This window comes from Kitasatospora herbaricolor (assembly GCF_030813695.1).
Taxonomy (GTDB): domain Bacteria; phylum Actinomycetota; class Actinomycetes; order Streptomycetales; family Streptomycetaceae; genus Kitasatospora; species Kitasatospora herbaricolor.
In genome coordinates, this window is record NZ_JAUSVA010000002.1 from 6,960,787 (window position 1) to 6,983,078 (window position 22,292).

At 74.3% G+C, this 22,292-nt stretch carries 20 protein-coding genes; 10 read left to right on the plus strand and 10 right to left on the minus strand.

What is annotated here, in order from left to right:
• Window positions 1–888: a metallophosphoesterase family protein gene (locus tag J2S46_RS30340; protein WP_229911942.1), complete on the plus strand. Its 888-nt coding sequence runs from the start codon at window positions 1–3 to the stop codon at window positions 886–888.
• On the plus strand, window positions 885–1,541 hold the full coding sequence (locus J2S46_RS30345; protein ID WP_191287759.1) for a 4'-phosphopantetheinyl transferase family protein: 657 nt from the start codon (window positions 885–887) through the stop codon (window positions 1,539–1,541). Before J2S46_RS30340 ends, J2S46_RS30345 begins: the two co-directional genes overlap by 4 nt.
• 152 nt (window positions 1,542–1,693) lie before the next feature.
• Here J2S46_RS30345 and J2S46_RS30350 read toward each other — a convergent pair whose 3' ends face one another.
• The 3 genes from J2S46_RS30350 to J2S46_RS30360 are packed head-to-tail and all read right to left on the minus strand — an operon-like array spanning window position 1,694 to window position 5,237.
• The gene (locus J2S46_RS30350) at window positions 1,694–3,415 is read right to left on the minus strand and encodes a CocE/NonD family hydrolase (RefSeq protein WP_191287760.1); all 1,722 of its coding nucleotides are present in this window, start codon (window positions 3,413–3,415) and stop codon (window positions 1,694–1,696) included.
• On the minus strand, window positions 3,405–3,851 hold the full coding sequence (locus J2S46_RS30355; protein WP_191287761.1) for a nuclear transport factor 2 family protein: 447 nt from the start codon (window positions 3,849–3,851) through the stop codon (window positions 3,405–3,407). The genes J2S46_RS30350 and J2S46_RS30355 overlap by 11 nt, the downstream gene beginning before the upstream one ends.
• 18 nt (window positions 3,852–3,869) lie before the next feature.
• On the minus strand, window positions 3,870–5,237 hold the full coding sequence (locus J2S46_RS30360; RefSeq protein ID WP_191287762.1) for a flavin-containing monooxygenase: 1,368 nt from the start codon (window positions 5,235–5,237) through the stop codon (window positions 3,870–3,872).
• Window positions 5,238–5,375: 138 nt separating this feature from the next.
• On the opposite strand from J2S46_RS30360, the gene J2S46_RS30365 reads away from it, so the two are divergent.
• Together J2S46_RS30365 and J2S46_RS30370 are read left to right on the plus strand one after the other, a co-directional pair.
• Window positions 5,376–5,801, plus strand: coding sequence for an ASCH domain-containing protein (locus J2S46_RS30365; protein ID WP_191287763.1), 426 nt, complete (start codon window positions 5,376–5,378; stop codon window positions 5,799–5,801).
• A 278-nt stretch (window positions 5,802–6,079) separates the two neighbouring features.
• Entirely contained in the window at window positions 6,080–7,099 is a 1,020-nt protein-coding gene (locus J2S46_RS30370; RefSeq protein WP_191287764.1) for a YhjD/YihY/BrkB family envelope integrity protein, read from the plus strand.
• A 21-nt stretch (window positions 7,100–7,120) separates the two neighbouring features.
• On the opposite strand, the gene xylB is transcribed toward J2S46_RS30370, so the two are convergent.
• The gene (gene xylB, locus J2S46_RS30375) at window positions 7,121–8,557 is read right to left on the minus strand and encodes a xylulokinase (protein WP_191287765.1); all 1,437 of its coding nucleotides are present in this window, start codon (window positions 8,555–8,557) and stop codon (window positions 7,121–7,123) included.
• Between the two features lie 360 nt (window positions 8,558–8,917).
• Between xylB and xylA the strand changes: the two genes are divergently transcribed.
• A complete protein-coding gene (gene xylA, locus J2S46_RS30380; RefSeq protein WP_191287766.1) occupies window positions 8,918–10,111 on the plus strand; it encodes a xylose isomerase in 1,194 nt (397 codons plus the stop codon).
• Window positions 10,112–10,147: 36 nt separating this feature from the next.
• Here xylA and J2S46_RS30385 read toward each other — a convergent pair whose 3' ends face one another.
• Genes J2S46_RS30385 through J2S46_RS30395 form a run of 3 tightly spaced genes read right to left on the minus strand, consistent with a single transcriptional unit; the run spans window position 10,148 to window position 12,038 of the window.
• Window positions 10,148–10,819: an NUDIX domain-containing protein gene (locus tag J2S46_RS30385; protein WP_191287767.1), complete on the minus strand. Its 672-nt coding sequence runs from the start codon at window positions 10,817–10,819 to the stop codon at window positions 10,148–10,150.
• The gene (locus tag J2S46_RS30390) at window positions 10,816–11,193 is read right to left on the minus strand and encodes a DUF4406 domain-containing protein (protein ID WP_073922796.1); all 378 of its coding nucleotides are present in this window, start codon (window positions 11,191–11,193) and stop codon (window positions 10,816–10,818) included. The genes J2S46_RS30385 and J2S46_RS30390 overlap by 4 nt, the downstream gene beginning before the upstream one ends.
• Before the next feature lie 59 nt (window positions 11,194–11,252).
• Window positions 11,253–12,038, minus strand: coding sequence for a DeoR/GlpR family DNA-binding transcription regulator (locus J2S46_RS30395; protein ID WP_191287768.1), 786 nt, complete (start codon window positions 12,036–12,038; stop codon window positions 11,253–11,255).
• A gap of 328 nt (window positions 12,039–12,366) precedes the next feature.
• Here J2S46_RS30395 and J2S46_RS30400 point away from each other — a divergent pair, with 328 nt between their 5' ends.
• Both J2S46_RS30400 and nadE read left to right on the plus strand, forming a co-directional pair.
• Window positions 12,367–12,801 (plus strand): VOC family protein, encoded by a 435-nt coding sequence (locus tag J2S46_RS30400; protein WP_191287769.1) that lies wholly within the window; start codon window positions 12,367–12,369, stop codon window positions 12,799–12,801.
• 128 nt (window positions 12,802–12,929) lie between these two features.
• Window positions 12,930–13,772: an NAD(+) synthase gene (gene nadE, locus J2S46_RS30405; protein ID WP_191287770.1), complete on the plus strand. Its 843-nt coding sequence runs from the start codon at window positions 12,930–12,932 to the stop codon at window positions 13,770–13,772.
• An 89-nt stretch (window positions 13,773–13,861) separates the two neighbouring features.
• On the opposite strand, the gene J2S46_RS30410 is transcribed toward nadE, so the two are convergent.
• Window positions 13,862–14,500, minus strand: coding sequence for an NADPH-dependent F420 reductase (locus tag J2S46_RS30410; protein WP_307351787.1), 639 nt, complete (start codon window positions 14,498–14,500; stop codon window positions 13,862–13,864).
• A 130-nt stretch (window positions 14,501–14,630) separates the two neighbouring features.
• On the opposite strand from J2S46_RS30410, the gene J2S46_RS30415 reads away from it, so the two are divergent.
• Window positions 14,631–15,032, plus strand: coding sequence for a winged helix-turn-helix transcriptional regulator (locus tag J2S46_RS30415; protein ID WP_191287772.1), 402 nt, complete (start codon window positions 14,631–14,633; stop codon window positions 15,030–15,032).
• A gap of 145 nt (window positions 15,033–15,177) precedes the next feature.
• On the opposite strand, the gene J2S46_RS30420 is transcribed toward J2S46_RS30415, so the two are convergent.
• Entirely contained in the window at window positions 15,178–15,882 is a 705-nt protein-coding gene (locus J2S46_RS30420; RefSeq protein ID WP_191287773.1) for a DUF6333 family protein, read from the minus strand.
• A 176-nt stretch (window positions 15,883–16,058) separates the two neighbouring features.
• Window positions 16,059–18,863: a cellulose binding domain-containing protein gene (locus J2S46_RS30425; protein WP_191287774.1), complete on the minus strand. Its 2,805-nt coding sequence runs from the start codon at window positions 18,861–18,863 to the stop codon at window positions 16,059–16,061.
• A 244-nt stretch (window positions 18,864–19,107) separates the two neighbouring features.
• Here J2S46_RS30425 and J2S46_RS30430 point away from each other — a divergent pair, with 244 nt between their 5' ends.
• A complete protein-coding gene (locus J2S46_RS30430; protein WP_229911943.1) occupies window positions 19,108–21,486 on the plus strand; it encodes a glycosyl hydrolase family 95 catalytic domain-containing protein in 2,379 nt (792 codons plus the stop codon).
• Window positions 21,487–21,590: 104 nt separating this feature from the next.
• Entirely contained in the window at window positions 21,591–22,256 is a 666-nt protein-coding gene (locus J2S46_RS30435; protein ID WP_191287776.1) for an MOSC domain-containing protein, read from the plus strand.
• The last annotated feature ends 36 nt before the right edge of the window (window positions 22,257–22,292 follow it).

The following is a 22,292-nucleotide window of genomic DNA, read 5'->3' on the forward strand; positions in this document are numbered from 1 at the left end:
GTGACGACGACGCCCGGCAACGACAACGACCTCCAGGCGCGGACCTCGACCGGCGGGCGCCTGCTGGCCGTGAGCGACCTGCACGTCTCGTACCAGGAGAACCGTGCGATCGTCGAGGACATCCACCCCACCGGCCCGGACGACTGGCTGCTGGTGGCCGGCGACATCGGCGAGCGGACCGCCGACATCGAGTGGGTGCTGGGCCTGCTGGCCGGCCGCTTCGCCCGGGTGGTCTGGGTGCCGGGCAACCACGAGCTCTGGACGCACGAGAGCGATCCGGTCGGGCTGCGCGGCGAGCAGCGCTACCAGCACCTGGTGGCGCTCTGCCGCCGGCTCGGCGTGCTCACCCCGGAGGACCCGTACGAGGTGTTCACCGGTCAGGGCGGGCCGGTCCGGGTGGCGCCGCTGTTCCTGCTCTACGACTACACCTTCCGTCCGCCGGGCACCCGGAACAAGGAGGAGGGGCTGGCCTACGCCCACCGCACCGGGATCGTCTGCAACGACGAGTACCTGCTGCACCCGGACCCGTACCCGAGCCGGGAGGCCTGGTGCCGGGCCCGGGTGGAGTGGACGGAGCACCGGCTGGCGGACTGCCCGCCCGAGGTGCCGCTGGTGCTCGTCAACCACTACCCGCTGGTCCGGGACCCGATGAACATCCTGCGCTACCCGGAGTTCGCCCAGTGGTGCGGCACCGAGGCCACCGCCGACTGGCACCGGCGCTTCCCGGTCGCCGCGATGGTCTACGGCCACCTGCACATCCCCCGCACCACCTGGTACGACGGCGTGCGCTTCGAGGAGGTCTCGCTCGGCTACCCGCGGGAGTGGCGGGCCCGGCCCTCGCAGCGGCCGCTGCTGCGCGAGATCCTGCCGGCGGTGGCTCCCGCATGATCGAAGACCTGCTGGGGAGCCCGGTGGTGACGGCCGAGCTGTTCGGCGACTCGGTGGCCGTCCTCTACCCGGAGGAGGCGGCGGCGATCGAGCACGCCGTCGACAAGCGCCGGCGCGAGTTCACCTCGGTCCGGGTGTGCGCCCGCCGGGCACTGGCCCGGCTGGGCCGCCCGCCGGTGCCGCTGGTGCCCGGTACGGACGGTGCCCCGGCCTGGCCGTCCGGCATCGTCGGCAGCATGACCCACTGTGACGGCTACCGGGCCTGCGCGGTGGCCAGGACGGAGACGGTCGCCTCGCTGGGGATAGACGCCGAGCCGCATCTGCCGCTGCCGGCCGGTGTGCAGGAGGCGGTCACCCTGCCCGAGGAGCGCGAGCATCTGGCGCGGCTGGCCGCCCGGTTCCCGGGGACGGCCTGGGACCGGCTGTTGTTCTCGGCCAAGGAGTCGGTCTACAAGACCTGGTACCCGCTGACCGGCCGGCCGCTGGGGTTCGAGGAGGCCAGGGTGGAGTTCGATCCGGACGGCACCTTCACGGCGCGGATCCTGGTCGAGGCTCCGGTCGGTGAGTTCACCGGCCGGTGGCTGACGGGTGGGACCCACCTGCTGACGGCGATCGTCCATCCGCGGCCGGCCCCGGCTGATTCCCCCGCCTGACTCCCCCGACCGAGCCTGCCCGGCCGAGCCCGCCGGCTGAGCCCGCCGCCGCCGGGCCGCACCGCGCGACGGCGCGACGGCGCGTCGGTGCGGAGCAGGGCGGCCCACATACAGGCCCGGCCGGTGCGCGGTCCCGCGCCGGCCGGGCCCTCTCAGCTCCCGGCCGGCAGCACGCCGAGCGTGATCCGGGACGGCCGCCGCGGCGAGTGGTGCACCTCCTGGTCGGCGGCCAGCAGCCGGACGGCGGTGGCGGTCGGCTCGCCGCTGCCCGGGTTCCGGGCGAACCGGGGGTGGGCGCCGCTGGAGACCTGCAGCCGGATCCGGTGCCCGGCCCGGAACCGGCAGGCGGTCGGCGCGAGGTCGAGGACCAGCGTGAGCACCCCGTCCGGCTCGCCGTCCTCCTCGCCGGGCCCGGCGGCGGGGGAGCCGGGGCGCACCCGCAGCAGGCCGTCGGTGATGTCCACCGAGCGGCCGTCCGGGTGGACGTCGCAGAGCCGGGCGAAGAAGTCGGTGTGTTCGCGGCCGGACCGCACGTGCAGCTCGGCCGTGACCTCGCCGACGGCGTCCAGGTCGGCCTCCAACGGGTCCGTGGTGAAGGTGAGTACGTCCGCGCGGGCCTCCAGGGCGCGGTTGTCCCGCGGGCCCGCGCCGGTGCCCGTCCAGGCGCCTCCGACGGCCGGGGTGGGGTCGGCCGGGTCGTAGCGATAGCGGTCCGGTGCGCTCGGCGGCGGCGGTTCGGGGTCGAGCCGGCCGCCCGGGTGCAGGTACCAGGTCCGCGGGGACGCCTGCGGCGGTGGCCAGGCGTCGAAGCCGCGCCACTGCTCGGCGCCGAGCAGGTAGAGGCGTACCGGGTCCGGTTTCGGGGTGCCGGGCCGGTCCGGGCGGGTGCGCGCGGCCGGGCCGTCCGGGAAGATCTCGGCGAGCCAGTCCAGCGAGTCGGTCATGAAGGTCTGCCACCAGCGGCCGAGCGCCGCGTGCGTCCAGGGCCCGACGGTCAGCCGGGGCGCGGCGCCGCCGGCCCGGAGCAGGGCGTACTGGCGCAGGGTCTGCGGCAGGAAGGCGTCGTACCAGTTGCCCTGGAGCAGCACCGGGACGCCCGCGCCCCGGACCAGCGCGGCGGTGTGGTCGGAGGCCGTCCAGTAGGGGTCGTCCTCGCCCTCGTGCGCCAGCCAGGCGTCGAGGTGCGGGTACTCGCGGCCGAGGGCCCGGGCGGCGGCCGCGCCGAGCGGCAGCTCCCGGTAGGCGGTCCGCTGCAGGTTCCGCTTCTCGCGCAGCTGGGTCAGGGTGTCCCGGACCGGGCCGCGCTTGGGGTGGCTGATCATCGAGGCCCAGCCGGCCATCGTGTCCAGCGCGAACGCGCCGCCGGGCCAGGCGACCTGTGAGTACTCGTGCGGCCCCATCTGGACCACGGCGCCGCGCATCCCGGCCGGCGGGTCGGACAGCAGCGCCCACTGCACGTAGCCGAGGTAACTCGCCCCGATGGTGGCGAACTCGCCCGGGTACCAGTCCTGCCGGCCCATCCACTCGACGGTGTCCCGGCCGTCGGCGGCCTCCTGGACCCACGGGTCGAGCACCCCGCCCGAGCCGAAGGTGCCCCGGCAGCGCTGCACCAGCACCTGGTAGCCGCGCTCGGCGTAGAGCCGCCCGTAGAGCAGGCCGATCGGCAGGTCCCAGCCGTAGAGATTGCGGACCAGCAGGGTCGGCGGCCGGCCGCCGCCGGCCGGTGCGTAGTGGTCGGCGAGCAGCTCGACGCCGTCCCGCATCGGCACCCGCAGGCCCCGGGTCACCCGGACGCCGTGGCCGGTGACGGGCGGCAGCCGCAGCAGCCGGCCCGCCGCCCGCGCGGCCAGGGCGCCGCCTCGCTCAGCCCGCATGCAACAGCCCCAGGGTGAAGAGCAGTTGCAGGTTCTCGGCGGCGCTCCACCACTCGACGACCTGGCCCTGCTCGATCCGCAGGATGTCGATGCCCCGGTTGGCGACCGGGGTGCCCGGTGCCGCGGTGGCCTCCGGCAGGCCGCCGCGGTAGGTGCCGGCGAAGCGCCAGCCGCCGGTGAGGTACGCGCCCTGGGCGATCGGTCCGACCTCGGTGGTGTAGGTCAGGTCGGCGATGCCCTGCACGCCGCCGATCAGCGCCAGGGCGCCGTCCCGGTCGCCGATCAGGCTCGGGTCGATGCTGTCGGACAGCTTGGGGGAGTGGACGGTGAGCCGCTCGGCGAGCAGCTCCTTGCCGAGGGCGAGGTCGCCGTTCCACAGCGCGATCCACTGCTCCCAGACGCGGTGGGCCTCGGCGGAGGTGGGGTCGGTGGTCATCTTCGCTCCTTCTGCTGCTCAGCGGGACCCGGCCGGGGCCGGCCTGCGGTCGGTGGTGCGGGAGTCCGGGCGCTGCGCGGGGGCGGCGTCCCCGGTGACGAGGTGGCGGGTGCGGTCGCGCAGCAGCTGGCGCAGGTAGCGGTAGACGTCCAGCTCGACGGTGAGCCGGGGGGTCGCCGAGTAGCGCCGCCGGACCTTGCGCTCGTCGGCCGCGATCTCGGCCTCCATCGCCTCCCGGCCGGGCAGCCGGGTGCGCCCCTCGATCAGGTCGGCGGTCCACTCGGCCTGGGCCTCGGCGACCGGGGTGATCGCGCTCAGCGTCTTGGCGAAGCCGAGGAAGAACAGCCCGTCGTGCCCGGGCATGACGACCCGGCGGAAGAGCCGCATCGGGCCGGTCATCACCGGGGTGAGGGCGGCGGGCAGGAAGGGGAAGCTGAACTTGAAGCCGGTGCACCAGACGATCGCGTCGAACTCCTCGACCGAGCCGTCGGTGAACCGCACCCGCTTGCCGCCGTCGAACCGCTCGATGCCGGGCCGCACGCCGATCCTCCCGGCCTTGACGGCCGGCAGGTACCCCTCGCAGGTGGCGGGGTGGGTGCGCAGCGCGAGGTGGCCCGGGGCGGCCAGCCCGTACTTGCTGATCCGGCCCTGCATCAGCCAGAGCATGGCGGTGAGCGAGAGGCTCTGGACGGCGGGCGGCACGTACTTGGCGAACGGCAGGTTCACCTCGTCGGCCGGCCTGCCGAAGAAGTACTTGGGGGTGATCCAGAAGCCGCGGCGGGCGCTGGAGACCACCCGGCCGGCCACGGTGGAGAGTTCGGTGGCGATGTCGCAGGCGGTGTTGCCGAAGCCGACCACCAGCACCCGCCGGTCGCGCAGCGGCCCGGCGCTCTTGTAGTCCTTGCTGTGCAGCTGGCTGCCGGTGTACTCGCCCTGGTAGGCGGGCTCGGGCCACTTCGGGTCCCAGTGGAAGCCGTTGGCGACCAGGACGTGGGAGTACCGGTGGGTCTGCCCGTCGTCCAGCGTGACCAGGTAGCCGTCGCCGTCCTTGGCGACGGCGGTCACCGAGGTCCGGAAGCGGATGTGCGGGCGCAGGCCGAAGTGCTCGGTGTAGCGCTCCAGGTAGTCGAGCATCTGCGGATGCCCGGGGAAGAGCGGATAGTCCTTGGGCATCGGGAACTTGGGGAACCCGCTCATGTCCCGCGAACTGTTCAGCTCGATGGAGTCGTAGACGGCCGACGTCCCGCTGTCGTTGCGGAACCGCCACTGGCCCCCGACGTCGGAGCCCTTCTCGTACACGTCGAACGGGATGCCCCGCTCGCTCAGCACCTGCGCGGCGGCGAGCCCGCAGACCCCGGCCCCGATGACGCACACCCTTGACGACATCCGATCCCGCCGCTCTCTCGTGAACTCCTTTGGTGGGAAGGAGTGTTCGTGGACCGGCTAAAGACGTCCTTGTGTTCGCCGCCGGGCCGTCCGGAAATTCACGGGCCGCCGCGCCGCCGGCTGGGTAGCGTGCCCGGCATGAGCCTCGAAGACCTTCCCGTGGTGGAGTTCGCCTTCCCCGGTCCGCTGCGCGACCAGCTGGTCGCCGCGATCCTGTCCGGCGCCAAGACCTCCACCTCCGGCCTGGTGCTGGAGTACGAACGGGAGAACGAGCCGCTGCCGAAGCCGGGCGAGCGCGCGGCGGTGATCGACTCCCGGGGCCGCCGGGTCGCCGCGATCGAGCTGACCGAGGTGCGGGTGGTCCGGCTCGCCGACGTCGACCTGCGGCACGCCCTGGACGAGGGCGAGGGCCACCGCTCGGTGGCCGAGTGGCGCGCCGGGCACGAGAGCTTCTGGCACAGCGCCGAGATGCGGGCGGAGATGGGCCCCGACTTCACGGTGACCGACGACACCCTGGTGGTGGCCGAACGCTTCCGGCTGGTGGAGGCGGGCCAGGGCCGGTAGCGGCGCCCGGCGGGGGCGGAACCGCAGGGGCACGGGCGGGCGTGCGGCCGCTGGACGGCCGACTGCCCATATGATCCCTTATGTCCCTTTCGGTGCCGTGCGGGTGCCCTCTCCGGGAGCCGGGGCCCGCCGGCCGCCGACCACGCCGCCGAGTCGAGGAGCGCGGACCGCATGAGGCTAGGAACGCGGGCCACGGCCGCCGCCGCCCGACCCGGGGCCGCCACGAGCATCCGGACGGGCCCCGAAGGGCCGGGGCCGGAGTCACCCGGAGGTGCCCGATGAGGGACGCCCTGCAGGCCAAGGCCCTGCGGCTGACCCGCCGGTTCGAGAAGCACCTGCCGGTGCTGAGCCGGGTCGCCGGCCGGCTGGTGGAGGTGAACGTGCTGGAGGCGGCCACCCGGCTGGCCGCGCAGTGCTTCCTCACCGCCATGCCGTTGCTCTTCGTGATGGCCTCGCTGGCGCCCAAGGGCTTCGAGGACCAGGTGATCAACTCGCTGCGCTCGGCCTTCGGCCTGTACGGCAACGCCGAGGCGCAGCTGCGCCAGCTCTACCAGGGCAACGACGACCAGCTGCGGGAGACCGTGGGCGCGATCGGCCTGCTGATGGCCCTGCTGTCGGCGACGGCGTTCAGCCGTGCCATGCAGCGGGTCTGCGAGCGGGCCTGGCAGGTGAGCAGGGCGAGTGCCCGGATCGCGGCCTGGCGCTGGCTGGTCTGGGTCGGGTCGTGGCTGGTGATCCTGGTGCTTCAGGGGCCGCTGCGGGAGGGCTTCGGCACGGGCCAGATCCTCGGCATCCCGCTGACGCTGGTGGCGAGCGTCCTGGTCTGGTGGTGGACGCAGTTCCTGCTGCTGACCGGCCGGGTGCGCTGGCTGCCGCTGCTCCCGGGGGCGCTGCTCACCGGGGTGGCGATGAGCGCGATGTCGGTCACGGCCCGGCTCTACATCCCCGGCGCGCTCAACCGCAGCCTGTCCGAGTACGGCGCGCTGGGACCGGTCTTCACCCTGCTGTCCTGGCTGATCGCGCTGTGCGCCGCCGTGACGGGGTGCATCACGGTCGGTGCGGTACTGGCCCAGGAGCCCTTCCTGGCCCGGCTGCTCGGGACGCCGCCGGCGACCGCCGGGCCTGCCCCCTTCGGTCGCCCGCCGGCTGCTCAGCCGGGGCCGGTCGCACCGGACGGCCCCGCCGGGCCGCCGCCCGGGCCGGATCCGGGCCCGCCGCCACCGCCCCCGGCCCTCTCCCGTTCCGCGCCGCCGTACGCGCCGCCGCCGGCGCCGCAGGGCGGGGACTGCGGGCCTTGATCGGGCGCACCCCGCCGGCCCTCACTTCTCCCGGAGCAGCGGTTCGGCCCGGGCCAGGGTGTCGGCCAGCCGGGCGACGGCGGCCTCGTCCCGCTCCACCGGCTCGTACAGCGGGCCGTCGGCCGTCCGCCAGCGGCGGGCCACCTCTTCCGGGCGCTCGCCGGTGAGCAGCGCGGCGGCCTGGGCGGCCGCGCCGAGGGCGACCAGTTCGCGTCCGGCGGGCACCTGGACGGCCCGTCCGGTGAGCCGGCGTACGGTGTCGCGCCAGGCCTGGCCCTGGGCGCCGCCGCCGATCAGCAGGATCGGCGCGTCCGGGTCGGCGGGCCCGCCGCCGGCCCGCAGGACGTCGTCCAGGGCGGTGAGCAGGCTGTGGGCGGCGCCGTCGTAGGCGGCCTGGAGGATCTGCCCGGCGGTGGTGTCGTGCCGCAGCCCGTGCAGCAGTCCGGTGGCCTCGGGCAGGTTGGGGGTGCGCTCGCCGTCCAGGAAGGGCAGGACGACGACGCTGCCGCCGGGCTCCACCGCGCCGCGGTCGCGGCCGAGCAGGGCGGCGATCCGGTCCACCGCCTGGGTGCAGTTGAGGGTGCAGGCGAGCGGGAGCCAGCCGTCGGTGGCGTGCGCGAAGCCCGCCACGGTGCCGGTCGGGTCGGCGGGGCGGCCGCGGGTGGCGGCGTAGACCGTCCCGGAGGTGCCGAGGCTGAGCACCGGGCGGCCGGCGGCGGGTCCGGCGCCGAGGCCGAGGCCGAGGGCGGCGGCCATGTTGTCGCCGGTGCCGATCGCGACCCGGGTGCCGGGTGCCAGCGGGCCGTCGGCCCTGGCGGTGCCGGCCGGCCGGCCCGGGGGCAGGACGGCGGGCAGCAGGGCGGGGTCGAGGCCGACGGCGGCGAGGATCTCCTGGTCGTAGCCGTCGGCGGTCCACCAGCCGGTGCCCGAGGCGTCGCCGCGGTCGGTGACGGCCTCGCCGGTGAGGCGTTCGGTGAGGTAGTCGTGCGGGAGCCGGACGGCGGCGGTGGCGCGGGCCGCGTCGGGTTCGTGGGCGGTGAGCCAGGCCCACTTGGCGACGGTGAAGGCGGCGGTCGGCACGCTGCCGGTCCGGCGGGCCCATTGCGTCGCGCCGAGCCGGGCCACCAGCTCGCGGGCCTCGGGCGCGGAGCGTACGTCGTTCCAGAGCATCGCCGGGCGGACGGGCCGGCCGGCCGCGTCCAGGGTGACCAGGCCGTGCTGCTGGCCGGCCACCGAGACGGCGGCCGCGGCGCCGGCGTGGCCGGTGCCGGCCAGGGCGGCGCGGAGGGCCTGCCACCACTGCTCGGGGTCGCTCTCGCGGGCGCCGCCCGTTCCGGTGACGGTGTGCGGGGCGCGGCCCTCGCCGAGGACGGCGCCGGTCTCGACGTCCACGGCGAGGGCCTTGGTGGCCTGGGTCGAGCTGTCCACGCCGATCACCACGCGGGCGGTTGCTGTCATGGCTGCTGCGTCCTTCGCTTGTTGCGGTGGGTGGTGGGCCGCGCACGGCGGCGGGCGTGCCGGGTGGGGGCCGGGAGGTGCGGGGGCCGGGCGGGCGGGATCCGGTCGGGCGGCGGGCTTTCGCGGAACCGCTTCCGCATACTAGTTTGTTTTTTGCCATTGCAAATAGGCCCGGCAGCGATTTACCGTCGGACAGGCCCGTCCGTCCGAAGCTCGCACGGGCCCGCCCCCGCATCGCCGCCGACACCCCGCACCACCCCCACCCCGTACCACCCCCACCACCGCTGTACCCCCACCACCGCCGCACCCGCCCCGTCGCGGGCGCGGCGACCCTCCGCCAGAGCCGCCAGGAGTCCGCTGATGAGCACCGACCGCACCGCCCCCGCCGCCCTCACCCCCACCCCCGAGGACCGCTTCACCTTCGGCCTCTGGACGGTCGGCTGGCAGGGCCGCGACCCGTTCGGCGACGCCACCCGCCCGGCCCTCGACCCGGTCACCTCGGTCGAGCGGCTGGCCGCGCTCGGCGCCTACGGCGTGACCTTCCACGACGACGACCTGATCCCCTTCGGCTCCACCGACGCCGAGCGCGAGGCCCACGTCAAGCGGTTCCGCCAGGCCCTGGACACGGCCGGCCTCAAGGTCCCGATGGCCACCACCAACCTGTTCACCCACCCGGTCTTCAAGGACGGCGCCTTCACCGCCAACGACCGCGACGTCCGCCGCTACGCGCTGCGCAAGACCATCCGCAACATCGACCTCGCCGCCGAGCTGGGCGCCGAGGTATACGTCGCCTGGGGCGGACGCGAGGGCTCCGAGTCCGGTGCGGCCAAGGACGTCCGGGTGGCGCTGGACCGGATGAAGGAGGCCTTCGACCTGCTCGGCGACTACGTCCTGGAGCAGGGCTACGACCTGCGGTTCGCGATCGAGCCCAAGCCCAACGAGCCCCGCGGCGACATCCTGCTGCCCACCATCGGCCACGCCCTGGCGTTCATCGACCGACTGGAGCACCCGGAGCTGGTCGGCGTGAACCCCGAGGTCGGCCACGAGCAGATGGCCGGGCTGAACTTCGCCCACGGCATCGCCCAGGCGCTGTGGTCCGGCAAGCTCTTCCACATCGACCTGAACGGGCAGTCCGGCATCAAGTACGACCAGGACCTCCGGTTCGGCGCGGGCGACCTGCGGCAGGCCTTCTGGCTGGTCGACCTGCTCGAATCGGCCGGCTACACCGGCCCCCGCCACTTCGACTTCAAGCCGCCGCGCACCGAGGACTTCGACGGCGTCTGGGCCTCGGCCGCCGGCTGCATGGCCAACTACCTGATGCTCAAGGAGCGCGCCGCCGCCTTCCGCGCCGACCCCGAGGTGCAGCAGGCGCTCCGGGCCTCGCGGCTGGACGGGCTCGCGCTGCCCACCGTGGCCGAGGGTGAGGGCCTGGCGGGCCTGCTGGCCGACCGCACCGCCTTCGAGGACTTCGACGTGGAGGCCGCCGCCGTGCGCGGGATGGCCTTCGAGCAGCTCGACCAGCTCGCCATGGAGCACCTGCTCGGCGCGCGCTGAGCCGTCGTGGTGCGACCCGACCGCCCGGCGGAGGCCTCAGACCTCGGCCGGGCGGCGGCGGAACGGCCCGTCCAGGGCGGCCCACTGGAGCAGCATGATGGTCTTGGCGTCGGCGACCGCACCGCTCCGGACCATCGCCAGGGCCTCCTCGAAGGGCAGCTCCAGCACGGTGATGTCCTCGCCCTCCGCGGCGATCCCGCCGCCCTCGTCGGTCGCGGTCGCCCGGCTGTAGGGGGCGGCGAAGAAGTGCAGCCGCTCGGTGACCGAGCCGGGGCTCATCCAGGCCGCGAAGACGCGCTCCGGCGTGCCCACCGTGTGTCCGGTCTCCTCGGCGGCCTCCCGGCGGACGGCCTCCTCGGGGCTGTCGCCGTCCAGCAGTCCGGCGGCCGTCTCCACCAGCATCCCGTCCGGGTGCCCGTTCACGTAGGCGGGGAGCCGGAACTGGCGGGTCAGCAGGACGGTCCGCCGCCCGGCGTCGTACAGCAGCACGGTCGCGCCGTCGCCCCGGTCGTACGTCTCGCGCTGCTCCCGGCTCCAGTGGCCGTCGCGGTGGCGGTACGCGAAGGTGGTCTTCCGCAGCACGTACCAGTCGCAGGAGAGCAGCTCCACCTGCTCGATCCGCACGCCGGGGTTGCCGGTCAGCTCGCGGCCGTGCCGGTCCAGGCCGGTGCGGCCGCGCCGGTCGGGGGTGTCGATCCCGGCCGTCATCGCGCGGCCGGGAGCTCGTGGACGGCGGTGTAGACGTCCGCCCCCTGCGCGCGGGCCTGCGCGACCATCCGGTCGGCGCCCTCGGACGGGCCGCCGATCCGCAGGACGGCGTCGCAGCGGGCCAGCAGCCGCTCCGCGACCGGATGGAAGATCTCCTCGAACAGCGGGTCGCCGGGGCCGGCGCTGCCGGCCGTCTCCAGCAGGGGCAGGGCGAGGGCCTCGCCGGTGACCGGCAGGTGCCCGGCCCGGAAGAGCGCGAGCGCGGTCTCGTTCATCGCCCGGACGTTGGCGTCCAGCTTGGCGGGATCGTCGCCGGTGCCCGAACGGTACGGGCCGGCGACCAGGATCATCAGCGGGCGTGGTGCGGTGGTCATGCCAGGTTCTCCTCGGGGGCGAAGCGGGGCGGGGCGGGCGGGCGCGGACGCGCCGGAGGTCAGGCCAGGACGGTGTGCACGCCGGCCTCGCGCAGCGCCGCCAGCGTCTGCGGGCCGTTCGGATGGGTGGCGGCGTCCTTGGCCGCCGTGTCGGTGACGAAGGTGTCCACCGCGTCCAGCCCGGCGACCTGGCTGAACGCCCGGACCCCGAGCTTGGTGGCGTCCGCGACCGCGATCGTCCTGGTCGCCTGGGCGAGGGCCGTCTGCTTCACCGCCGCGTCGTCCAGCGAGAACTCCGACCACCCGTACTCGGCGTGCACGCCGCCGATGGACAGCACGTAGCAGTCGAAGGCCAGCGACTCCAGGGTGCGCAGCGCCAGCGGCCCGACGAAGGACCGCTCCCCGGGCCGGGAGCGGCCGCCGACCACCAGCAGCTCGATCCCCGGCCGGTCCGCCAGGCCCACGGCAGCTTGCAGGCTGAGCGCCGCCACGGTCAGCGGCGCCCGGTCGACGAGGTGCCGTGCGACGTGCACCGTCGTGCTGCCCGCGTCCAGCAGGACCCGGGAGCCCGGCTCGATCATCGCGGCCACGGCGGCCCCCAGCCGGTCCTTGGTCGCGGCCTGCCACGGCTCGCGGGCGACGAATCCGGCGCCTTCCTCCCGCGAGCGGGTGGCGACGGCGCCGCCGTGCACCCGCTGGACCAGTCCCTGTCCTTCCAGCGCGTCCAAGTCCCGGCGGACGGTCATTTCGGAGACCCCGAGGCGCTGCGAGAGCTCCGAGACGGACACCCGTTCGGAGTTCTGCACCAGGCGCAGGGTCAGGTCCAGCCTGTTGGCTACGGTCATACGTCATTTCTAACACGGGAATGTGCGAATGAACATCTCCATGTGCAAGGGGGCGGGCGCGGCCGGGTGCGAGAGCGGCGGGGGAGCCCCGGCGGGTCCGATCCGGACGCAGGGCGCCCGGCCACCCGGGCGGAACGCGTCGGCCTGCGCGGCGCCGGGCGGGAACAGCCCCAGGGCCTCCCGGGCGGCGGCGAGGCTTCCTGCGGGCGGCGGAAGGCCGCCGGGGTGCAGGCGGGGACGTCCCCGGCCGGCACCTGGGCCATATCCCCGTCAAGCCGCCTCCGACCAGCGGGAATTGAACCGAAAGGCCCTTTGCTATGGTGGGCCGATGTCAACGATCAGGCAGGTCCAGATCACCTTCGACTGCGCGGAGCCCGAGCGCGTCGCCCGCTTCTGGTGCGAGGTGCTGGGGTACGTCGTACCACCGCCGCCGAAGGGCTTCGCGAGCTGGGACGAGTACAACGGCTCGCTGCCGCCCGAGCAGCGGGGTGCGTGGGCCGTCGCCAAGGATCCCTCGGGCGAGGGCCCGCGGCTGTACTTCCAGCGCGTCCCCGAGGGCAAGGTCGCCAAGAACCGGGTGCACCTGGACGTGCGGGTCGGCACCGGACTCGTGGGTGAGGAGCGCCTGGCCACGCTGCAGGCCGAATGCGCCCGGCTGCTCGCGCTCGGGGCGGTGCACGTCCAGACCCTGATCGCCGACGAGGACAACGAGTCGTGCATCAGCATGCAGGACGTCGAGGGCAACGAGTTCTGCCTCGACTGAACACCCCCGCGGGACGGGCGGCCCGGCCGTGCCGCCCGGCTGACCTGGGCGTCCGTCCCGCCGGGCGGGCCGGCCGGGGCGTCGGACCGATCTTTCGCCGGTCCGATTCCGGCCGGTACAGTGGCCGGATGGCGATCCAACGGGAGCAGATCCTCACCGAGCTCGGCGTGAAGCCGACCATCGTGCCCAAGGTCGAGATCCGGCAACGGGTCGACTTCCTCAAGGCGTACCTGCGGGCGACCTCGACCAAGGGATTCGTCCTCGGGATCAGCGGGGGCCAGGACAGCTCGCTGACCGGCAAGTTGTGCCAGCTCGCCGCCGAGGAGCTGCGGGCCGAGGGGGTCGAGGCCACCTTCGTCGCCGTGCGGCTGCCCTACGGGGTCCAGGCCGACGAGCACGACGCGCAGATCGCGCTGGAGTTCATCCGGCCCGACCGCTCGGTCGCGGTGAACGTCAAGCCCAGCGCGGACGCGGTCTCCGCCGAGGCCGCGCTCGGCCTTCAGGAGCTGCTGGGCGGCGAGCCCGTGCTGCGGGACTTCGTGCGCGGCAACATCAAGGCCCGCGAGCGCATGGTGATCCAGTACGCGATCGCCGGTCAGCTGGGGATGCTCGTGGTGGGCACCGACCACGCGGCCGAGGCGGTGACCGGCTTCTTCACCAAGTACGGCGACGGCGGCGTCGACATCACCCCGCTGACCGGCCTCACCAAGCGGCAGGGCGCCGCCCTGCTGGCGGAGCTCGGTGCCCCGCCGAGCGTCTGGGAGAAGGTGCCGACCGCCGACCTGGAGGACGACCGGCCCGCGCTGCCGGACGAGGTGGCGCTCGGCCTGAAGTACAGCCAGATCGACGACTACCTGGAGGGCGCCGAGGTCGCCCCCGAGGTGGCGCAGAAGCTGGAGTCCATCTACTTCGCCACCCGGCACAAGCGGGCCGTCCCGGTCACGCCGCTCGACGACTGGTGGCAGGCCTGACCGTACGTCGACCGCCCCGGATCCGCCGAAGCCGCTGAGCGGCGGGCGGATCCGGGGCGGGTCACGTCGGGCCGTCGCCCGTCGGTGTCTCACCGGGCCACGGACAGGCCGAACGGCACGGGCCCGAGCGCACGGACGAGGCCGCCGACCATCAGGACGAAGGCCTCGGGTGCCCGGGCGCTCTCCACGCCCCCGAGGTCGATGATCCAGTCCGCCGGCCAGCCCAGCTCGCCGAGCAGCTCGCCGACGGCCTTCTTCGCCTCGGCGTCGTCGCCGGACAGGAACGCGGTGGGCGGTGTGGCCAGCCCGGTGGGATCGGCCATGACCGACTCGTGCACGGTGTTGAGGGTCTTGACCACCCGGACGTCCGGCAGCACCCGCTGGATCTCCTCGGCGAGGCTGCCGCCCGGGTACCGGAGCCCGGACGCGAAGCCGCCGGCGTCGGACTCGGTGGCGTTGGCGACGTCGACCAGCACCTTGCCGGCCAACGGGGCCGCCAGCCCGCCGAGCACCTCCACCGAGACCGGCCCCGGCAGGGCGTTGACCACCAGGGCGGCGGATTCCGCCGCCTCCGCCAGGCCGGTCAGGCGCACCCCGGAGCCGGCCCAGCGCCCGGCCGCCCGTCGCGGGTCGCGGGACCCCACGACGACCTGGTGCCCGCCGTCCCGCAGTCTGCCGGCGAGGGTCCGGGCCCCGGTGCCGGATCCGAGGACGGCGATGGTCGTCATGGCGTGTTCTCCCCTTGGTCGTGCCGGGCCCGGTGCACCCGGACCGGGTTCGTCCCGGACGACGTTAGGCGGCGCTACGGTTGTCGGGGAGTAGGCACTTCCAAGTGGCCTGCGTACCCGAAGGGATGCCATGACCGCCCGCACCGCCGCCGATGCCCGCGCCGGGGCCCGGGACGCGCACCAGGCCGACTCCGCCGCCTGCCCGACCAGCCGGGTGCTCGACCGGATGGGCGACAAGTGGGTGGGTCTCGTCCTCAAGGAGCTGACCGAAGGCCCGCGCCGCTACGGTGAGTTGGCCCGGTCGATCCCCGGCGCGAGCCAGAAGATGCTCACCCAGACGCTGCGCCACCTCGAACGCGACGGGCTCCTCGCGCGCACGGTCACCCCGGCGGTGCCGGTACGCGTGGACTACGAACTCACCACCCTGGGGCAGAGCCTGCTGCCCGTCCTGAACGCCGTGACCCGGTGGGCCGAGCGGAACATCGGGCAGGTCGACCGCGCGCGTGAGGCGTACGACGCCCAACAGGGCTGAAGCACCGGGGCGTCCGGCTGGAACCGCCCGCCGGCTCCTGACCGAGGCGCTGGCCGCGTCCCGGCCTGATAACAAGATCCGCGAGCCTGTCCGCAGGCCCGCCCCCGAGCCAGTCGGCGATGCGACGAGCCTGCTCGCCGCCGTATCAGTCCCGGAGCCAGACCTCGTCGATCTCGTACCGGACGTCCTCGGTGCGGGTGACCTTGAAGACGGACACCATCAGGTTCTCCCTGGCCCAGACGGAGTGCAGGTTGCAGGTGATGAGGTTGAGGTACTCGACACCGATGTAGGGCTCGTCGTGGGCGGGGTCGAGGCACTCGGCCCCGGGGTCGCCGGAGTCGGCGCCGACGGCTCGCAGGAGCTGCGCGGGGTCACCGGTGACGGACTGGCCGGCCCAGCCGTCGACGGCGAGGCTGGGCTGCCCGGGGACGTGGGCGAGGTACTTGCCGTAGCTCTCGGCCGAGGACATCTCGCAGACGGCGGTGATGCGGGCCTCGGGGTACGCCTCGACCTGGGCTTCGAACGCGTCGTCGAGGTTGGTGGAGAGGATGCCGTCCTCACCGAAGGCCGGGTCGCTGATCTGGACGATGTTGCCCCAGCATCCGACGGTGACCTGGTCGAGGTCGTCGATGTGACCGGGGTGGCCCAAGTCCCGGCGGAGCATGGGTTCGAGTTCTTCGGCGACCGTGGCGACGGTGGAGAGCCCGGCGACGACCGCGCGGGCGCGCACCGGGTCGTGGGCCGGCGCGTGGCGGATGGTGTGCTGGTCGTAGGGGGCGGGGCAGGGCGGGTGGACGCGGGTGATCTGGATGACGGACTGCCGCCAGCCGACATGCGGGTTCGGGCTCATGGAGGCGAGCCTAGGACAGGCCACCGTCAGGCAAGGGGCCGCGAACCAGTCCGAAAGCCCCCGTCCCGAGCATGAGTTGCTGCTCGGGACGGAGCGCTTGGGGCGCGCTGCCCGGTGGCGGATGCGGGCCGGGAGCGGTCACTTCGCTCCCGGCCCGGACGCCGCCCCCGGGCCCGCTACTTCACGGTGCAGGCCGTCCCGTTGAGAGTGGCCGCGGTCGGGCTGGTGTTGCTGCCCGTCCAGCTGCCGTTGAAGCCGAAGGAGGTGCTGCCGCCCCCGGCCGCCAGCGAGCCGTTGTAACCCAGGTTGCTCACCGAGACGTCGGCGCCGCTCTGGGTCCAGGCGCCGTTCCACAGCGAGGTGACCTGCTGGCCGTTGGCGTAGGCCCACTTCACCGTCCACCCGGCGAGTGCGGTGGAGCCGGTGTTCCTCACCGTCACGTTGGCGCCGAACCCGCCGCCCCACTGGCTGGCGACCGCGTAGGTGATCTCGCAACTCCCGCCCGCCGTCGGGCTGCTGGTGGCGGTGGGCGAGGTGCTCGCGGTCGGGCTGCTGGTGGCCGTCGGCGAGGTGCTCGCGGTCGGGCTGGTGGAGGTGGTCGGGGTCGCGGTGGCCGTCGCCGAGGGGGAGGCGGTCGCCGTCGGGCTCGGCGGGGTGCTGCCGGTGTCGCCGACGATGATGCCGCGCCCGTTGGTGCCGATGTACACCCGGCCGTAGACCCGGGGGTCACCGGTGATCGTGGCGCCGGTCCAACCCCACTGCTGGGAGTCGTTGTTGATCCTGGTCCAGCTGGCTCCGGCGTCGTCGGAGCGGAAGATGCCCCGGACGCCGCCGATCTTCGCGCTGGTGTAGAGCGCGGGGTAGGTCCGGCCGGGGGCGGGCTTGCCGAAGCCGATGCTGTCGGCCTGGTCGGCGGCCGCGACGCGGGTGAAGGTCGCCCCCGAGTCCGTGGAGTGCCACAGGCCGTACGCCGCGCCGGCGCCGGTGGTGCCGCCGGCGAACCAGACGTCGCCCTCGGTGGTGGTCAGCGCCTTGAAGCGGACGTTGCCGGTGGCCGGCAGGCCGGTGGCCGCACTGGCGGTGAAGGTCAGGCCGCCGTCGGTGGAGGTGTAGAACTTCCCGGCGGAGAAGGCGTAGAACTTCTTCGGGTTGACGCGGTCGGAGGCGACCCGGGCGCCCGCGGGCACACCGGTGGCGGCCGTCCAGGAGTTGCCGCCGAAGGCGGAGCCGGAGACCGCGCCGCCGTCCGGTGCCCAGAGCACCCGGCTGCCGTCGGCCGCCAGCGCCACGGTGCCGCCGCCGGTGGTGCCGGCCGGCTCGCTGTTGGCCTGGTACCAGTTGGCGCCGTTGTCGTTGGAGAAGGCGATCCGCTTGCTGGTGCTGCCGCTGTCCAGGTTTCCGGTGCGTACCACCATGTTCCCGTTGGCCTCGGCGTAGTCGAGGCTGGTGCTGGTGGTGAAGTTGGGCGAGGTGTACATCATCGCGGGTACGGCGGTGAGCGAGGTGTGCCGGAACCCGCCGATGTCGCCGAGAGCGCTGAGCAGGTTGGCGCCGGTCGGCGGGCTGATCAGGTCGTTGACGGCGGTCTCCTCCAGGCCCTGGACGACCGGCTTGATGGTGATTCTGCCACCGGCGTCCCAGCCGGTGAGGTTCTCGGTGCCGTAGAGGGTGGCGCCGGTGCCGTACATCATCCGGTCCGAGTTGAACGGGTCGATCTCCAGCGACTCGGTCATCCAGCCCAGCTTCGGGGTCTCCTCCGGCGGGCTCGGGTTGGCGCCCCAGGTCAGCCAGGGGGAGCTGGAGACGTCCATCGTGTAGTGGTCGACCCGGGTCGGGTAGGAGCTGTACTCCCAGATCGGCTTCCACGTCGCCCCGAAGTCGGTGCTGCGGTAGATCTGGGTGTCCGGCCACCAGGAGCTGTAGCCGGTCGCCATCAGCACGTTGGGGTGCTGGCGGTCGATCGTCAGGCCGCTGTAGCCGAAGTACGCGCCGGAGTCGGTGGAGGGCAGCGGACTGATCCTGGTCCAGACGCCGGTCGCGGTGGCGTACCGCCAGATGTCGCCCTTGCCGCCGTCGTACGGGCCGCCGGTGTCGCTGGTCGCGATGTAGAGGTAGCCGTTGACGGGGTCGAGCACGCCCTTGTGCGGCAGGAAGCCGGTGGGCTGCCCGGCCACGCGGGTCCAGGTCGCGCCGCCGTCGGCCGACTTGTAGATGCTGTTGTCCTTGTCGGCGACACCCACGTAGATGGTCCGGGTGGTCGCGCCGGCCGCGGCCGAGCTCTTGTCGAAGGTCACCCAGAGGACGCCCTGCTCGGCGCTCAGATAGCCGTTGGTGTCGCTCGGATCGGGCGCGTAGTGGCCGACGTTGGGGAAGGCGGTGACCTGCGCCCAGGTGACGCCGTAGTCGGTGCTGCGCCAGAGGCCGTTGCCGCTGGGCGCGCCGAAGTACAGCACCTTGTCGTTGTTCGGGTCGACCGCGAGGCGCTCGCCCATGCCCCGGCCCGGCATGTTGCCGCCGATCTTGAACGGCAACGCCGTCCGGGCCCAGGTGGCGCCCTTGTCGGTGGAGCGCAGGATGGCGCCGTCGTCGGGGTCCCAGCCGTTGGTGTACATGCCGGCGGCGACGTAGACGCGGTTGGTCTGCACCGGGTCGGTGGCGAGGCTGGCCACGCCGGTGAGGTTCCAGTCGTCCCAGCCGACCGAGTCCAGCAGCGGGATCCACTTCTTGGTGGCCGGGTCCTGCCGGTAGGCGCCGCCGATGTCGGTGCGGGCGTAGACCAGGTTCTTCTCGGTCTGGTTGAAGACGATGCCGGGGACGAAGCCGCCGCCGTCGATCCTGGCGTTGCTCCAGGTGTAGGAGTCGGCGGTGGCCGCGTCGGGCGCGGCGGCGGCCGTGCCGCCGAGGCCGGTCAGTGTGGTCAGCGCCAGGCCGCAACTGACCGCCACGGCGGTGAGAGCGGCTCTGGAACGGGGTGTGAGCATGGCTCGGGTACTCCTCGGGGCTGGCCGGCGGGTGGGGGCCGGTCGGGGTGGGGGCGTAGCGGTGCCAGGGCTTGGAGGTGCGGGGGCCCAGCGGTGTGGGAGCGCTCCCATCGTTGACCTGCCGTCTGTGCCCGTCAAGAGCGGAAGCAAGCTTCGATGCGCTTCGACACCTATTCGGACGGGCGGGCAACAAACTAGGATGCCGCGAGCCCCGCCGCGAGAGCCGCCGAAGGAGCATCCCCCCGTGAATCCCCCCGAGAACAGCGCAGTTGACGACGGCCCGGCAGGCCCGTCCGCCGCACCCGCGCCCACCCGCGCCACGTCCACCGCGCCGGCCCCCGCCCCGCCCGCCACCGGGTACGGCAGCCACGCCGTCCACGACACCGCCCCCGCCGGCCGCTGGGAGGACGCCCACCTCTCCGGCAACGGCGAGTACGGGATCATGGTCAACGGCGGCCCGCACCGCGAGCGCGTCGTCCTCAACCACCACCGCTACGTCCTGCCCAACGGCACCCGCCACCTCCGGGCACCCGGGACGGCCCACCGGCTGGAGGAGATCCGCGACCTCGTCCTCGCCGGCCGCGCCCCCGAGGCCCAGCGGATCTGGGCCGGCGGCGCCGAACTCCGCTGGACCCAGTCCTTCCACCCCGGCCACGCCCTGGAGATCGCCACCCCCGCCCACGGGCCGGTCCGCGACTACCTGCGCAGCACCGACTTCGCCACCGGCGAGATCACCGTCGGCTGGCAGGACGACGCCGGCCCCTGGCGGCGGCGCTCCTTCGTCTCCCGGGCCGACGCCGTCGTCGTGCAGGAGTTCACCGGCCCGCCCGCCGAACTGCGGCTCCGCCTCACCGGGGACCTGCCCGACTGCCCCGAGGACGTCCAGCACCGCTGCACCGCCACCGAGGCGGCCCCCGGCCTCGGCCTGCTGGACGCCCGGGCCACCTACCCGCCGGGGCAGGGCGCGTACGGCTTCGAGGCCGTCAGCCTGGTGCACGCCCCCGGCGCCCGGATCGACACCGACGGGGACGTGCTGATCCTGCGCGGGGCCCGGCGCGTCCTGCTGCTCACCGCCCTCGACCGCCAGGAACAGCCCGGTTGGAGCACCGGGACGATCCGCCGCCGTCTCGGCCGGCTCCCCGCCGACTACGACACCCTGCTCTCCGCGCACACCGCCCTGCACACCCCCGCCTACCGGCGCGCCACCCTGGACCTCGGCGGTGCCGAGGCGGCCGCCGGCAGCGTGGACCTGATCGAACGCCAGCAGAGGAACCCGGAGCGCCTCGACCCCGCCCTGCTCGAACTGCTCTTCCACAGCGGCCGCTACCTGCTGCTCTCCGCCAGCGGCGTGCTGCCGCCACGCCTCACCGGGCTCTGGATCGGCGGCTGGGGCGCCGCCTGGGCCGGCGACTTCACCACCGACGCCAACCTCAACCTCCAACTGGCCGGCGCCAACCTGGCGGCGCTGCCGGAGGCCGTGCACGCGCACGCCGCGCTGGTCCGCGGCCAGATCGCCGACTGGCGGGCCAACGCCCGCGCCCTGTACGGCATCAGGGGTCTGCTCGCGCCGGGCCGCACCGACGGCGAACACGGCCACCTGTTCCACCTCGACGACGACTGGCCGTGGCCGGCCTGGCTGGCCGGCGCCGACTGGCTGCTGCACCCGCTGCACGAGTACTGGCGCACCACCGGTGACGACGAGTTCCTGCGCGCGGAGCTGGTGGGCTGGCTGATCGGCGCCGCCGAGTTCTTCGAGGACTTCCTCACCCGCACCGACGACCGGGGCCAGGTCGTCTTCGTCCCCTCCTACTCCCCGGAGATCGCCCCCGAGGGCGTGGCCGGCTCCGCCGCCGTGAACGCCGTGATGGACGTCGCGGCCGGGCGGCACGCCCTGGAGAGCGCGGTGGAGGTCTGCGAGCACCTCGGCATCGAGCCGGCGGCGGTGGCCCGCTGGCGGGCCCTGCTGCCCAGGCTGCCGGCGTACCTGGTCAACTCCGCCGGCAGCCTCACCGAGTGGGCCTGGCCCGGCCTGGACGGCAACCTCGACCACCGGCACGTCAGCCACCTGTACCCGGTCTGGCCGCTGCACGGGATCACCCGGGACACCACCCCGGCGCTCGCCGAGGCCGCCCACCGCGCCCTCGCCGGCCGCGGCGACGAGAACCTCTCCGCCCACGGCAGCCTGCACCGCGCGCTGGCCGCGGCCCGGCTGCGGGACACCGGCCTGGCCCGCGCCAACCTGCTGAAGATCCTCGGCGCCGACATGCTGTTCCGCTCGCTGATGACCTCGCACAACCCCGGCCTGGAGATCTACAACGCCGACGCCGCGATCACCCTGCCCGGCCTCGTCCTGGAGCTCCTGGTCGACGCCCGCCCCGGCCGGCTCGACCTGCTGCCCGCCCTGCCCGAGGAGCTCGCGCGCGGAACCGTCCGGGGGGTGGCCTGCCAGGGCCGGGTCACCGTGCTCGAGCTCGGCTGGGACCTGGCGGAGGGCACCGTACGGGCGCTGCTGCGCTCCGCCGTGGACCAGGTGCTGGCCGTGCACTGCCGGGGCGAGGGCCGGCAGGTCACCCTGCCGGCGGGCGGGGAGCGGGAGGTGCGGTTCGTCCTCCGGGCGCCGTAGCCGCGGCCCCACGCAGGCCGGCGGCGTCCGCCCGGCCGGCGCGGCCCGGGCCGGGGCCCGGAATCCGGTGGCCCCGGGCCGCGCCGGGTCGTACCGTCGGCCCCATGCAGCTGCTCTCCCTGAACATCGGCCGGCCCCGCCCCAACCCGTGGAAGGGCATCGCACTGACCGGCATCGACAAGCGCCCGGTCGACGGTCCGGTGGCCGTGACGGCCCCCGGGCCGAAGGGCACCGGCGCGGTCGGCCTGGCCGGGGACCGCGTCTACGACGTGAAGCACCACGGCGGCGCCGACCAGGCCGTGTACGCCTACGCCCGGGAGGATCTCGACCGCTGGGAGCCCGGGTTGGGCCGCCCGCTGGCCGACGGGTGCTTCGGGGAGAACCTCACCACGGCCGGTCTCGACGTCAACGGCGCGCTGATCGGCGAGCGTTGGCGGATCGGGCCGGACGTCGTCCTGGAGGTCTCCTGCCCGCGCATCCCCTGCGGCACCTTCCAGGGCTGGCTGGAACGCGCGGGCTGGATCAAGGAGTTCACCCGGGCCGCGCTGCCCGGGGCGTACCTGCGGGTGATCGAGCCCGGTGAGATCCGCGCCGGCGACCGGATCGAGATCGTCCACCGGCCCGAGCACCAGGTGACGGTGGCCGTGTCCTTCCGCGCCCTGACCACCGCCCCGGAGCTGCTGCCTGGCCTGCTGGTGGCGGACGCGCTGCCGGCGGAGGACCTGGAGCAGATCCGCGGACGGGTGGCGCGACAGCGCCCCGGCCGGTGACCGGGCCGGGGCGCCGCCGGCGGCCGCGACGGGAGT